The 14,266-nt window shown below is 53.4% G+C and carries 13 protein-coding genes; 9 read left to right on the forward strand and 4 right to left on the reverse strand.

What is annotated here, in order from left to right; all coding sequences use genetic code 11:
* Window positions 1-16: 16 nt before the first annotated feature.
* The 3 genes from fruK to AC6I8W_RS14145 form a co-directional block, all read right to left on the reverse strand.
* Window positions 17-955 carry a 1-phosphofructokinase gene (fruK, locus tag AC6I8W_RS14135; protein ID WP_480364595.1) on the reverse strand — a complete coding sequence of 313 codons (939 nt, stop codon included), beginning with the start codon at window positions 953-955 and terminating at the stop codon, window positions 17-19.
* On the reverse strand, window positions 952-2,082 hold the full coding sequence (gene fruB, locus AC6I8W_RS14140; protein WP_497835527.1) for a fused PTS fructose transporter subunit IIA/HPr protein: 1,131 nt from the start codon (window positions 2,080-2,082) through the stop codon (window positions 952-954). Before fruB ends, fruK begins: the two co-directional genes overlap by 4 nt.
* Window positions 2,083-2,360: 278 nt before the next feature.
* Complete coding sequence (locus tag AC6I8W_RS14145) at window positions 2,361-2,615, reverse strand: YkgJ family cysteine cluster protein (protein ID WP_497835528.1); 255 nt, start codon at window positions 2,613-2,615, stop codon at window positions 2,361-2,363.
* Window positions 2,616-2,780: 165 nt separating this feature from the next.
* On the opposite strand from AC6I8W_RS14145, the gene yeiP reads away from it, so the two are divergent.
* The 9 genes from yeiP to yejF all read left to right on the forward strand — a co-directional run bounded on the left by yeiP (window position 2,781) and on the right by yejF (window position 13,742).
* A complete protein-coding gene (yeiP, locus tag AC6I8W_RS14150; protein ID WP_480364598.1) occupies window positions 2,781-3,353 on the forward strand; it encodes an elongation factor P-like protein YeiP in 573 nt (190 codons plus the stop codon).
* Between the two features lie 107 nt (window positions 3,354-3,460).
* Window positions 3,461-4,435 (forward strand): CobW family GTP-binding protein, encoded by a 975-nt coding sequence (locus tag AC6I8W_RS14155; protein ID WP_497835529.1) that lies wholly within the window; start codon window positions 3,461-3,463, stop codon window positions 4,433-4,435.
* Window positions 4,436-4,479: 44 nt separating this feature from the next.
* Complete coding sequence (locus AC6I8W_RS14160; protein ID WP_497835530.1) at window positions 4,480-5,187, forward strand: phosphatase PAP2 family protein; 708 nt, start codon at window positions 4,480-4,482, stop codon at window positions 5,185-5,187.
* Window positions 5,188-5,703: 516 nt separating this feature from the next.
* Complete coding sequence (gene mepS / locus AC6I8W_RS14165; protein ID WP_497835531.1) at window positions 5,704-6,279, forward strand: bifunctional murein DD-endopeptidase/murein LD-carboxypeptidase; 576 nt, start codon at window positions 5,704-5,706, stop codon at window positions 6,277-6,279.
* A 300-nt stretch (window positions 6,280-6,579) separates the two neighbouring features.
* Entirely contained in the window at window positions 6,580-8,148 is a 1,569-nt protein-coding gene (pdeN, locus tag AC6I8W_RS14170) for a cyclic di-3',5'-guanosine monophosphate phosphodiesterase PdeN (RefSeq protein ID WP_497835532.1), read from the forward strand.
* A gap of 65 nt (window positions 8,149-8,213) precedes the next feature.
* Entirely contained in the window at window positions 8,214-10,022 is a 1,809-nt protein-coding gene (locus tag AC6I8W_RS14175) for an extracellular solute-binding protein (RefSeq protein WP_497835533.1), read from the forward strand.
* A gap of 10 nt (window positions 10,023-10,032) precedes the next feature.
* Complete coding sequence (locus AC6I8W_RS14180; protein WP_497835534.1) at window positions 10,033-11,130, forward strand: microcin C ABC transporter permease YejB; 1,098 nt, start codon at window positions 10,033-10,035, stop codon at window positions 11,128-11,130.
* Window positions 11,130-12,152, forward strand: a complete 1,023-nt coding sequence (locus AC6I8W_RS14185) for an ABC transporter permease (RefSeq protein ID WP_497835535.1) — start codon at window positions 11,130-11,132, stop codon at window positions 12,150-12,152. The genes AC6I8W_RS14180 and AC6I8W_RS14185 overlap by 1 nt, the downstream gene beginning before the upstream one ends.
* Window positions 12,153-13,742 carry a microcin C ABC transporter ATP-binding protein YejF gene (yejF, locus tag AC6I8W_RS14190; RefSeq protein WP_497835536.1) on the forward strand — a complete coding sequence of 530 codons (1,590 nt, stop codon included), beginning with the start codon at window positions 12,153-12,155 and terminating at the stop codon, window positions 13,740-13,742. It abuts the gene before it with no gap.
* Here yejF and AC6I8W_RS14195 read toward each other — a convergent pair.
* Complete coding sequence (locus AC6I8W_RS14195) at window positions 13,739-14,065, reverse strand: YejG family protein (RefSeq protein WP_497835537.1); 327 nt, start codon at window positions 14,063-14,065, stop codon at window positions 13,739-13,741. The genes yejF and AC6I8W_RS14195 overlap by 4 nt on opposite strands.
* Window positions 14,066-14,266 lie beyond the last annotated feature (201 nt).

Here is a 14,266-nt window from a genome sequence, read left to right on the forward strand (position 1 = left end):
TATACCTCTCCTGCTGTTAGTTAACGGGTTGTAAGTCAACACGCGCCATCATCGCGGCCAACTGGGTACGATCGGTAACCCCAACGTTGCTCTGGCTGACGGCCATGGCCGCCACTGCCGTTGCAAGACGCAGGGTGTGTTCACTGGATTCGCGCATCAGCAGGCCATAAATCAGCCCACCAACCATTGAATCCCCGGCACCTACGGTGCTGACCACTTCACACGCAGGCGGTTTGGCAATCCATTCGCCTGAAGCATTCACCCACAGCGCCCCTTCTGCTCCGAGTGAAATCACTACATGGGCAATGCCCTGCTCGCGCAGCTCGTGCGCGGCGTCAATCACTTCTTTCAGCGTGGGCAACTTACGGCCCGCCCAAATCTCCAGCTCGCGGCGATTGGGTTTCACCAGCCAGGGTGCTGCTTTGAGGCCCGCTACCAGCGCTTCACGGCTGCTGTCGAAAATGATGCATGGACATTGGCTGCGCAGATCGCTCATCCACTGGGTGAAGGCTTCCGGCGCGACGCCTGCTGGCAGGCTGCCGCTGACACATACCATGTCGAACTGACCCAGCCAGGTCAGGGAGTCGGCGGTGAAGCGGTCCCAATCCTGCGCGGTGACGTCAAAGCCGGAGAAATTCAGGTCAGTCACTTCACCGTCTTTTTCTGTCAGCTTGACGTTGATACGGGTACGCCCCTGCACCACCTGAAAACGGTTGGCGATACCCAGCTCGCTGAACAGTTGCTGAAAACCGTCCTGATTCTCTTTACCGAGGAACCCCCCCACGGTGACATCAATGCCTAAGTCCTTCAGCACTTTGGCGACATTGATACCTTTACCTGCGGCATGCAGGCCGGTGGTTTTTACCAGGTTAACTTCCCCGCGCTCGATCTCCGGCGTATAACCAACCAGATCGTAAGCCGGATTTAGCGTGATGGTGGCTACGCGACGACTCATGCTACCCCCTCGCCCAGGCCGCTATTAATGGCCTCTTCAATGGCATTCAGTGCCTGCTGTGCATCTTCACCGCTGGCGGTAAAGCGCAGGCGATGACCTTTCTTCACGCCAAGTGCCACCACCTTCATCAGGCTGCGACCGTTGGCGGGTTTACCGCTGCCGTCGAGGTTGGTGACCGTGATATCGCTGTTGAACTGTTTGATCACGCTGACCAGCGCCGTACCCGGACGAGCGTGTAAACCGTGCTCGTTACGAATGGTGAATTCGCCGGTCAGGATGTCGGCCTGCTCGTCAACTTCGCTGGTCAGCAACGCCAGAATCCCGGCGGCATCCGCTTTCAGCAGACGTTCAGCTTTATTGGCGTGCAGCAAGCTGCTGAGGTAGCCCAGCACTTCCAGCGGACGATCGTCGCTGGCCGCAACGGTTACCAGCAGCGCCACGCTTTCACCGGCGTGGTCAAATGGCGTTACCGCACGGCTGACGGCCACACCGCTGTTGAGATTGCCGATGGCGCTGTCACTCAGCCAGATACCCTGGCCCAGACTCAGCGGGGCATTCGACACCACGCTGGCGACGAAACCGGCATCGACTGAGCCAGCTGCCTGTAAACGACCGGCGTTCAGCGCCTGCAAGGTGATCAGATCACTGGCAGCAACATCCACCGCAATTAAGGAGGTATCGAATTTAAATTCTGCCGCCTGCTTCTCACCCATCAACAGCGCGCGCAAATCTTCCGCTGATGCGGTTTTCAGCTGGTCAGCAATGCTGTCATCGCTAAGCACGTGAGTCAGCTGACGTAATAAGGCGAGATGCTCGTCGGATTTCGCGGCAATACCGATGGCGACATACGCCGTCTGACCGTCGCCCCAGGCCACGCCCTGCGGGAACTGGAACACCTGCACGCCGGTGTTTAGCACCAGGTCGCGGGTGTCGGTGGTGCCGTGTGGGATGGCTATGCCGTTACCCAGAAAAGTGGTGGTTTGCTGTTCACGCGCCAGCATGCCATTAACGTAGCCTTCCGCTACATTGCCCGCTGCGGTCAATGCCGCCGCTACCTGACGAATGGCCTCTTCTTTGTTCTGTGCGCTGGCACCGGTATGAATGGCCTGAACTTCGAGCTGGAACATATCTCTCCTCGCTTGCTGAATTGAATCGTTTCAGCTTGATGGCGAAAAAATACGCTGTACGACACTGGCTTAGCCGGGACGACAACGCTGAAACGTTTCAGGGAATATGGTACAGCTGTGCCAGTCAGGCAAGAAAATGCGTAAACCACGTAGCAGATTTTTGACGCTACGCACACTTCAGATGTGATTTAGGACTTTCGCCAGATGCGAAGCTGACGGTTTTGCTGTAACGCCAGGTGCACTTAAGGCAAATATTTCAGCAAAATATCAGCAAATCTTCAGGGCGCAGTCTCCGCTTCCAATTTAAGCAGATAAATCATGGCGTCAGCGCGGCTGGTGCGGCACATCTCGGCACTGGGTTGCAGACCCGCGCACACCGCTGGACGCAGTGGTGAACCAAAGATTTTGCAGCGTTGTTGTACATCAAGCTGAACGCAGGGGGTATTGGCCGGTTTGCCATTGGGCATGCCCGGAATGGGGGAAGAGATAGAAGGAGCTGTGCAACAGGCACCGCATTGGTCACGACACAACATTACAGGCTCCTGCGCAGGGATTTCGCGCCGACAATAGCAGGCTGACAAGGGGAACTCCACTTCATTTCCCTACAAGACGGGAAAATTTGCGCCAGTCCGCTTGCCTGTTTTTACCGGCGCGAGTAACGTGGCGCGATCTATTTCTCTCTGAGCGAGTAACACACGATGCCAAAGGCAAACGAAGTTAAAAAAGGAATGGCTGTCACCTGGAACGGCAAACTGTTGCTGGTGAAAGATATCGATATTCAAAGCCCCAGCGCGCGTGGCGCATCTACCCTTTACAAGATGCGTTTTACCGACGTACGTACCGGCATGAAAGTGGAAGAACGTTTTAAAGGCGATGATATTCTCGAAGCCATTAACCTGACCCGCCGTTTTGTTTCCTTCTCTTATATAGATGGTGACGAATACGTGTTTATGGATGATGAAGATTACACGCCATACACCTTCAAAAAAGATCAGATTGAAGAAGAACTGCTGTTTATTCCTGAAGGTGGCATGCCGGGTATGCAAGTGCTGACGATGGATGGCCAGTTACTGGCGTTGGAACTGCCGCAAACCGTTGATCTGGAAATTGTTGATACGTCTCCGGGCATCAAAGGAGCCTCTGCCAGTGCACGCACCAAACCCGCCGGAATGAGCACCGGTCTGGTGATTCAGGTCCCGGAATATCTCAGCAATGGCGAACGCATCCGTATTCATATCGCCGAACGTCGTTATATGGGACGTGCTGATTAAGCATCCCAGCCTGTCCGGCGCACGGCAGATGTTATAGTATAACAATCTGTTGTGTGCGCCGGACGAATCTTTCCGCGCACGTTGTTCTCGTTCATTGAGGCCGAATTGTGACGCACGTAAACCTTATTACCGGATTTCTCGGCAGCGGCAAAACCACCGCCCTGCTGCATCTGCTCGCCAATAAACCCACCAGTGAAAACTGGGCGGTGCTGGTGAATGAGTTTGGCGAAATTGGCATTGATGGCGCGTTACTTGCCGATCGAGGTGCCACGCTGAAAGAGATTCCTGGTGGTTGTATGTGTTGCGTCAATGGCTTGCCGTTGCAGGTGGGTCTGAATATGCTGCTGAAGCAGACCAAACCTGATCGCCTACTGATTGAACCTACCGGGCTGGGTCATCCCCGACAATTACTCGATATGTTGCGTGCCGCCGTCTACCAGCCGTGGATTGAGGTTGATGCGACGCTGACACTGCTCGACCCCCAGCATCTCGCTGACGATCGCATCGTGCAGAATGAAAACTTCCGCGATCAACTCATCGCCGCCGATATCGTGATTGCCAGCAAAAGTGACCGCTGGAATGCAGAGGATCGTCAACGCCTCACGGCCTGGCGGCAGCAAAACCTTGGTGATCGTCAGTGGGTGGAAATGGCCAGGGGGCAGCTCGATCCGACTCTACTCAGGCAAAAAGCTTTGGCGGATCGTGCGGTTCCCGCAGCGCAACATCACCACGCAGAATCACGTCCGCAGGGTCTGGCAGCGTTAAAACTGGACGGTCAGGCGCGCTGGCGACGTGCGTTAAATGAAGGTCAGGGCTATGCTTCCTGTGGCTGGATTTTCGATGCTGATACCGTGTTCGATACCATCCAACTCCTTGAATGGGCAAGGCTTGCACCGGTTGATCGGGTTAAAGGCGTGCTGCGTACCCCTGACGGGTTAGTCACGGTTAATCGTCAAGGCGAGGACTTCTTTATTGAAACGCGTCCCACCACGCCACCGGATAGCCGCATTGAATTAATCCACCATCAACCTGTCGACTGGAACAATTTGCAGTCCAGCTTGTTGAAGATTCGTTTAAAATAGTTGCGCTAGGTTTCCCCGTTATTTTTCTTTTTTTGAGTTGAACTATGCGCGCATCTCGTCTTTTCACCATCCTGCTGTTGAATGTTCTGGGTGTGGTGATTTTCTTTTCCTGGTATTTGCCGCCCGATCACGGGTTCTGGTTTGGTCTCGATAAAGCCATTTTCTTTGGCTTCAACGATCAAATGGTGGTGCATCACGGTTTTGCCATCCTGGTGGCAATCACCAACTTTCGCGGCTTTGACCTGGTGTCACTGCTGGCAATGGGGCTGCTTTATCTGTGGTTCTGGCGTCGCGAAACGCCGCAGGGCCGTCGACGTTTACTGGCAATCGGCATCACTATGCTGCTGACTGCGGTGGTGCTGAACCAACTGGGCCACCTGATACCCGTGCAACACGTCAGTCCGACGTTGTTCTTTGAAAACGTCCATCGCGTAAGCGAACTGACCGGTATTCCAGCTAAAGATGCCTCCAGCAACAGCTTCCCTGGTGACCATGGCATGATGCTGATTATCTTCGCCTGCTTTATGTGGCGCTATTTCGGCTTCCGCCCTTTTCTCGTCGGGCTGGTGATTGTGGTGGTGTTCGGCCTGCCGCGTGTGATGGCGGGTGCGCACTGGTTCACTGATATCGCTGTCGGTTCACTGTCCGTGGTGCTGGTGGGCCTGAGTTGGTGGTTATTAACCCCAGCCAGTGACAAATTGGTTAACTGGTTGTATCGAACGCTGCCGGGAAAATATAAGCCGCAGGCATAATTGTTTAGCGCGAGTGATCAAACAACAAAATAGTGATCGCTCGCGCTTAATGAAACCGAAAATAGATTATTAGCTTACTAAGTAATTGTGCGTAAAAAGAAAAGATTATGATGTGATCGACCGGAGAATCAGCTTTTTCCTAAGCTGTCCAGTCGGAACCCTCTCAAAATCGGCCTTAACGCCAGAATTAGCCCCTGATCCTGCCGTTATTTCCCTGTTTAATCACTGCCAGTTGTCGATAAAGTAGCCATTGTGTTACAGATTGATTTCACATAGAAAAATCCTATAAAAATTTATATAAAAGCACTCGCCACGCGGTCTGTAATCGGTTAACCTCAAACGCAATCAGTAGCTGAACAGCATAAAATGTGGTTCCGAAGGCAACTAAAATGTGTTCATTAACACATTTTAGTAAATAAGGAATTGTCTTAGCTGGTCGCTCTTATTAATCTCGACTCGTTTTGTCATCTGGCTGGCGACATTTTGTCGTAAGGATTTCGAAGGAAAACACCCATAATGGTCAAGTCTCAACCAATACTGAGATACCTCAGACGGATTATTCCGGCAGTAGCATTAGCAACACTCTTATCGGCATGTAGCAGTACCCATAACGGGCAGAACGCGAATAACGAGAATCATGAAGTTAACAACCAGAATGGTTTTTTACTTCAGGCGTCTCAGGATGAATTCGAACAAATGGTGCGGAACGTGGATATCAAATCCCGCATCATGGACCAATACGATGACTGGAAAGGCGTGCGTTATCGCTTAGGCGGCGACACCAAACGTGGCATCGATTGTTCCGCTTTTGTTCAGCGCACCTTCCGTGAGCAGTTTGGGTTAGATCTTCCCCGTTCAACCTATGGACAGGAAGATACCGGCAAGCAGGTTTCGCGTACGAAACTGCGTCCGGGTGATTTAGTGCTGTTCCGCGCCGGTTCCACCGGTCGCCATGTCGGCATCTATCTGGGTAACGACAATTTCGTGCACGCATCCACCAGCAGTGGTGTGATGATCTCCAGTCTTAACGAGAGTTACTGGAAAGCACGTTATCGTGAAGCACGACGTGTTTTAGGGCGCAATCCCAGCTAATCAATACCCTTTGAAGATCCTCTCAGCCAGAGAATCAGAAAACGCTGCCACGGCAGCGTTTTTTTTTCGTCTGTGTGTTTTTTTGCCCATCAGAACCGATAAAAAGTAATTGAGAATCAAAAATATAACGAGACTTTTCTCGCGCTCTCGTTATATTCTCGTTCACTTACTTACCCTTGCTAAATCGGGTTGTGCAGCGGCGAAAGACGCAATGGCAGCCGGACGAAAGACGGGAAGACACCAGATAGCAGTAGTGCGCGGTTAACATAATAAAATGGCAAGACAAGGGGAATTCACTCCATGCCACTGTCGGGGACGTTAAAACGTCATGCAACCTATTCGCGCCGAATCGCCTGGAGCAGCGTGATCGTCGGCGCGGTGTTCTTTCTGTTGTTTGTCACTGTCCTGTTAACGATGACCTGGCAAAAAAGAGTTCAGCAACATGCGCTGTTGCTGTCACACAGCCGGGACGATTTACAACAGGTGATGACAACCCTGGTCAATACCCTTTATCCACTCCAGCAATATACTCAGTTGGAGTGCAACAGCGTTGGCCGTGAGCTTACCTCACGCGCTGCTTTTGCCGGGAATATTCGCGCTATCCTGTTAGTGCGGGATGGTAACGCCTATTGCTCATCCGCCACCGGTGCCTTCCTGATGCCGGTGGGCGATATCTCACCGGAATCTGATCTTGAGCGTGATAACGATTTACGCTTAATGGAAGGCACACCGCTGCAACCCAAAAAACCGGCTCTGGCGCTGTGGATGAAAAATCCCGGCAACAATGAAACCGGCATTTTCACCACTATGAATCTCAGTCTTACGCCTTATCAGTTGCTGGCGTCTTACCATCCGGAAATCACCGGCATGGCGTTAATTGTCGGAGACCGGGCGATATTAAGCGGTAGCAATCAGGTTGTTCGTGTCAGCGATTTACCCCCGGCGCTGGCGAGTATCGCGTTAAATCAACAGACAATGCATTTTGTTCTGTTCGGCTCCGTGCTCGACTCGCGTGATTATCATCTGATTATTCTCAGTGGACTGCTGTTTTCACTGCTGGTGGGCGGAGCCTGCTGGTTGCTACTGATGATGCATTTGCACCCCAGGAAAGAGATTATGCAGGGGATCAAACGCGGCCAGTTTCACGTGGAGTATCAGCCGCTGGTCACGGCCCAGGACGGAAAACCTTATGGCGTAGAAGCCCTGCTACGCTGGACCCATCCCAGCGAAGGTATGATCCCGCCCGATGCCTTTATCAGTTATGCCGAAGCTCAGAACCTGATTATCCCTCTTACCCGCCATCTGTTTAAACTGGTGGCACGGGACGCGCATGAAATGTGCCATCAATTACCGCGCGGCACGCGGATGGGCCTGAACCTGTCGCCGTTGCACCTTGCCTCTGACAGTTTCCGTCATGATGTGCAAGACTGGATTGCCGACATGCCGCCGAATCACTTCAATTATGTGTTTGAAATCACCGAACGCACCATGGTCAAAGAGAAGAACGCCGGTGAAATCTTTGCCTGGTTGCATGATAACGACATCAAAATTGCCATTGATGATTTTGGCACCGGACATAGTGCCTTGATCTATCTTGAAAAATACCCCTTCGATTACCTGAAAATTGACCGTGGTTTTGTGCAGAGTATTGGCACCGAAACCGTCACCTCACCGGTACTGGATGCGGTGTTGCTGCTGGCGAAAAAACTCAATCTGAAAACGGTCGCTGAAGGGGTGGAAACCGGTGATCAGGCGGCCTGGCTGGTCAATCGTGGGGTGACACATTTGCAGGGTTATCTGTTTAGTCGTCCACTGAAACCGGAAAACTTAGTGAATTACTATCAGCAGCAGCTGGCAGCGGCTGGTTAACGTCACGCGAACGTCATGAAACTGCTACCATAAGGTGCGGATAACGAAAGGAGAGCGTCCCTCTTATGCTGCTTCGTTTAATCACAGCGTTATTAATTAGCTGTGTCATGTCGTCAGTACATGCGGAAACCATCAATGAAAGCTATGCCTTTGCCAAGCTGGGCGAGCCGAAGTATGGGGTGAACTTCACCCATTATGATTATGTCAACCCGGCAGCACCAAAAGGTGGCAAGCTGACAATGGCGGTGATCGGCACATTTGATAACTTCAACCGCTACGCTTCACGCGGCAATCCAGGCGCTGCGACCGACACGCTGTACGACGGCCTGTTCACCACCTCCGATGATGAGCCAGCCAGTTATTATCCCCTGATTGCCGAATCCGCTCGCTATCCCAGCGATTTCCACTGGATGGAAGTATCCATCAACCCGCACGCCCAATTCCAGGATAGCACGCCCATTACCGCGCAGGACGTGGCCTTCACTTTCCAGAAATTTATGACCGAAGGTGTGCCGCAGTTCCGCGTAGCGTTTCGTGGCGTGACGGTTAAAGCGTTGAACCGCCTCACGGTACGTATTGATCTGCCAAAGCCAGATAAAGATTTAGCCCTCAGCTGGCTGACGCTGCCGGTACTGCCGCAAAAATTCTGGCAGGATAAAAAATTCAACGAACCCATTGGTTATCCCCCGCTTGCCAGTGGCCCTTATCGCGTCACGTCATATAAATCCGGGCAGTTTATCCAGTACAGCCGGGTGAAAAATTACTGGGCCGCCAATCTGCCGGTGAATCGTGGTCGTTTTAATTTCGACACCATCCGCTATGACTACTATCTCGACGACAATGTGGCGTTTGAGGCCTTTAAAGCTGGCGCTTTCGACCTGCGCATTGAAGGTTCCGCCAAGAAATGGGCAACCCAATATCGTGGGCGCAATTTTGACAGCCATGCCATCGTCAAACAGGTCACGCCAAATGATGTCTCCACCAATACCACTTGGCTGGCCTTTAATAATGAAAAACCGCTGTTTCAGGATTTGCGGGTGCGCCAGGCGATAAGCCTCGCCTTTGATTTTGAATGGATGAATAAGGCTTTGTTTTACGGGGCGTATAACCGTTCCAGCAGCTACTTCCAGAACACCGCTTACGCGGCAAAAGGCTATCCCGATGCCGCACAACTGATTTTGCTGGCACCTTATAAAGCCGAGCTGCCCCCCGAGGTGTTTAACAATGAGTACACCCCGCCCCGCTCTGACGGCAGCGGTTTCGATCGTGGCAATTTGCTGAAAGCCATGAGCCTGCTGAAAGAAGCGGGTTGGGAGATTAAAAATCAGCAATTGGTGAACAGTAAAACGGGTCAGCCGTTCCGCTTTGAGCTGCTGCTGAACAGCGGTTCAACCAATGACTGGACCCTGCCGTTTCAACACAGCCTGGCGCGGCTGGGTATCCAGGTCTCTCTGCGTCAGGTGGATAGCTCGCAATATCTGCGCCGCCTGCGCCACGGCGATTATGATATGACGCCATCAACCTATTACGCGATGCCGTGGCCATCGACCGATCTGCAAACCATCTGGCAGTCAGAATATATCGAATCAACCTGGAACACCGCGCGGGTCAAAGATCCCATCGTTGATCACTTTGTGCAGCAGATTGTTGCGGCTCAGGGCAATCAGCACGCGCTGCTACCGCTCGGCCAGGCGCTGGATCGCATCCTGCTATGGCGCGCCTACATGATCCCGATGTGGTACAACGCCGAACAGCGGCTGGCATACTGGGACAAATTCTCGCACCCCGAAATTAAGCCCGCCTTTACCACCGGGCTGGATAACTGGTGGTACGATGTGAACAAAGCCGCGCGTTTGCCGGCCGATAGACGCTGAGGAGTGCGGTTTGGGTGCTTATTTCCTGCGCAGGCTACTGCTGATCATCCCCACCCTGTGGGCGATTATCACGCTTAACTTTTTTATCGTGCAAATCGCGCCGGGTGGGCCGGTGGATCAGGCGCTGGCAAATATTCAGTTCGGTCACAGTAGCGGGATCCCCGGTGCGGCGGTTGGCGACAGTGGGGGCGGCGCGCGTGGTGCGCTCAGCCGCGATAATCCCGGTGATAGCCAGTATCGCGGTGCGCGTGGTCTTGATCCGGAAGTGATTGCCGAAATCAAAAAACGCTACGGTTTCGACAAACCGATGTGGCAGCGCTACGTGGAGATGCTGTGGAACTACGTACGCTTTGATTTTGGCGACAGCCTGTTTCGCAGTTCGTCTGTACTCCAGCTCATCAAGGAGAGTCTGCCGGTCTCCATCAGCCTGGGGCTATGGAGCACGCTGATCATTTATCTGGTATCGATTCCCCTCGGCATCAAAAAAGCGGTACGTAACGGCAGCGCTTTCGATATCTGGAGCAGCAGCTTTATTATTATCGGCTACTCCATCCCCGCATTCCTTTTCGGGGTGATGCTGATCGTGTTGTTTGCCGGTGGCAGCTATCTCGATTGGTTCCCGCTGCGTGGCCTGACGTCGCCACAATTTGATGCCTTACCCTGGTACAGCAAAATTACCGATTATCTGTGGCATATCACGTTACCGGTGCTGGCGACGGTCATTGGCGGTTTCGCCACGCTGACCATGCTGACCAAAAACTCCTTTCTCGATGAGATCCGCAAACAATATGTCGTGACCGCGCGGGCTAAAGGTCTCGATGAGAAACGCATCCTGTATGGGCACGTGTTCCGCAACGCCATGCTGCTGGTGATTGCTGGTTTTCCTGCCACCTTTATCAGCATGTTCTTCACCAGCTCGGTACTGATTGAAGTGATGTTCTCGCTGAACGGCCTTGGCCTGTTGGGCTACGACGCCACCATCCAGCGCGACTATCCGGTGATGTTTGGCACACTGTATATTTTTACGCTGATTGGCCTGCTGATGAATATTCTCAGTGATTTGACCTACACGCTGGTTGATCCACGCATTGATTTTGAGGGTCGCTGATGCGCTTGTCTCCGTTAAACCAGCAGCGCTGGCAGCGTTTTCGCCACAATCGCCGAGGTTACTGGTCGCTGTGGATTTTCCTGATCATTTTCCTGCTGTCGCTGGGCGCTGAGTTACTGGCGAACGATAAACCGCTACTGGTGCATTATCAGCAACGCTGGTATGTCCCGATACTGTTTAACTATAGCGAAAGCGATTATGGCGGGGATTTTTCGACCCCGGCGGATTATCAGGACCCATGGCTGAAGCAGCGTATTGACCAACATGGTTGGGCCATCTGGGCACCGATTCGTTTCAGCGACAGCACCATCAACTTTGCGACCAACGTGCCCTTCCCTTCCCCCCCCTCGTCGCAGAACTGGCTCGGCACCGATGCTAACGGCGGGGATGTGCTGGCCCGCCTGTTGTATGGCACCCGCATTTCTCTGTTGTTTGGCCTGCTGCTGACGTTATTTTCCAGTGTGATCGGCATTGTGGTCGGCGCGGTGCAGGGTTATTTCGGCGGCCGTATCGATTTAGTCGGACAACGTCTGATTGAAGTGTGGTCGGGCATGCCATCGCTGTTTTTATTGATTTTGCTTTCCAGCGTCATTCAGCCGGGTTTCTGGTGGCTGTTGCTGGTGACCGTGGTGTTTGGCTGGATGAGCCTGGTTAGCGTGGTACGCGCTGAATTTCTGCGCGCGCGCAACTTTGACTATATCCGTGCCGCACGCGCACTTGGTGTCAGCGATAGCCGTATCATGTTGCGCCATATGCTGCCCAACGCGATGGTCGCAACCTTAACCTTTTTGCCATTCATCCTCTGTGGATCGATCACCACACTGACCTCGCTTGATTTCCTTGGCTTTGGCCTGCCGGTGGGGTCGCCCTCCCTCGGTGAATTGTTGTTGCAGGGCAAGAATAATTTGCAGGCACCGTGGTTGGGGCTGTCGGGCTTTTTTGCCCTGGCGATCCTGCTGTCGCTGCTGATTTTTATTGGTGAAGCGGTGCGTGACGCCTTCGATCCGAGCCGGGGGAGATAAATGAGCAACTTACTGACGGTTAATCACCTCGCCGTCGCGTTCCAACAACGCACCGTGGTGGAAGATATTTCGCTGCGTGTTGACGCGGGTGAAACGCTGGCGCTGGTCGGCGAATCCGGTTCCGGTAAAAGCGTTACCGCGCTGTCGATTATGCGCCTGCTGCCGCAACCGCCGGTCAGCTATCCACGCGGTGAAATTCTGTTTAATGGGCAGGACCTGTTACAGGCTAACGAACGCGCGTTGCGCGGCTTGCGCGGTGACCAGATGGCGATGATTTTTCAGGAGCCGATGGTGTCGCTCAATCCACTACACAACGTGGAAAAACAGCTGTATGAGGTGCTGTCGCTGCATCGGGGCATGCGGCGTGAAGCCGCACGGGCGGAGATTCTCAGTTGCCTTGATCGTGTCGGTATCCGCCAGGCGGCGACGCGTTTGCAGGATTTCCCGCATCAGCTCTCTGGCGGGGAACGCCAGCGCGTAATGATCGCAATGGCACTGCTGACGCAACCCAAACTGTTGATTGCCGATGAACCGACCACGGCGCTGGATGTCACGGTGCAGGCGCAGATCCTGCAACTGCTGCGCGAACTGCAACGCGAACTGAACATGGGGATGCTGTTTATCACCCACAACCTCAATATCGTGCGTCAACTGGCGCATAACGTGACAGTGATGCGCAATGGCAGGGAAATCGAACATAACCGTTGTACTGCGTTGTTCAGTCAACCGCAGCAGGCCTATACCCGCGAATTGCTGGCGGCTGAGCCAGATGGCAGGCCCGCTCCGCTCAGTGACAGTGATCCGCTGTTACAGGTAAAGAACCTGCATGTTGGTTTTCCAGTGCGTCGGGGGCTGCTGAAACGCACCGTAGCGGAGAAAATGGCGGTTAAGGATCTGAGCTTTACCCTGCGGCGCGGCGAAAGTCTCGGTCTGGTGGGGGAATCGGGATCGGGCAAAAGCACCACCGGGCTGGCGTTGCTACGATTGATTGCGGCGCGCGGGGAAATCTGGTTCGACAACCAACCGCTGCACCAGCTGTCAGCGAAGCAATTGCTGCCGCTGCGGGAAAAAATTCAGGTGGTGTTTCAGGACCCGAACTCCTCACTCAACCCACGGATGACGGTGCAGCAAATTATCGCGGAAGGTCTGGCGGTACATCGCCCGTCACTCAGCGCCGCCGAGCAGGAAGCCAAAGTCATTGCGGTGATGGAAGAAGTTGGGCTGGATGCCGAGAGCCGTTCACGCTATCCGGCTGAATTCTCCGGCGGTCAACGCCAGCGCATTGCCATCGCGCGAGCATTAATTCTCGAACCACAACTGATGGTGCTGGACGAACCAACGTCATCGCTCGATCGTTCGGTGCAAAAACAGATCCTTAACCTGCTACGCCGCTTACAGCAGCAACACCAGCTGGCCTATCTGTTTATCAGTCACGATTTGCAGGTGGTACGTGCCCTGTGCCATCAGCTGATTGTGCTGCGCCAGGGAGAGGTGGTAGAGCAAGGTGAATGTGATGCGCTGTTTAATGCACCGACGCAAGAGTACACACGTCAGTTATTGGCCTCAGCGCAGGGTGAAAGCCGGGTTTAATGGCCGTCAAAGGTTTCCGCGATTGCCACACCCTGATTCTTCAGGCAGCAGTTGGTGGCGCTTTCATCGCCACGCTGGATCAGCAGGCACAGCTGCCCTTCACATTGCGCGATCTTGCACTCAACCTGAATCTGCGCCAGCGTATCCTGCAACTCACGTAAAATTTCCAGTGCCGGGTGACCATCGTGGCTCAGCAAGCGTAACGCGACCAGATCCTGGTCATTTTCAGCATCGGCAGATTCCTGACGCTCAATCTCACCGGCATGATCAACAGACCAGCGGTAGTGTTGCGGCAGACGATGCACAACGGAAAGTTGCAGCATAGATACCTAATCCCCAGAGACGTTAACGTTATTCACAACGAACGGCGCACAAGCAGTGAATCCTTTTTCCTGGTTAACTCAGAATACGGACGTCAAGGTTAGCCTTCTCGTTTTAAACACAAAGCCTATAGCAGAGTTATTATTTGCGAGTTTGCTCGCATTTATCGCTATATGTACCCTGTTCGGCGGCACTTAACAATC

The sequence above is a fragment of the Pantoea sp. X-Soil-TKNS-1211 genome (genome assembly GCF_059730495.1).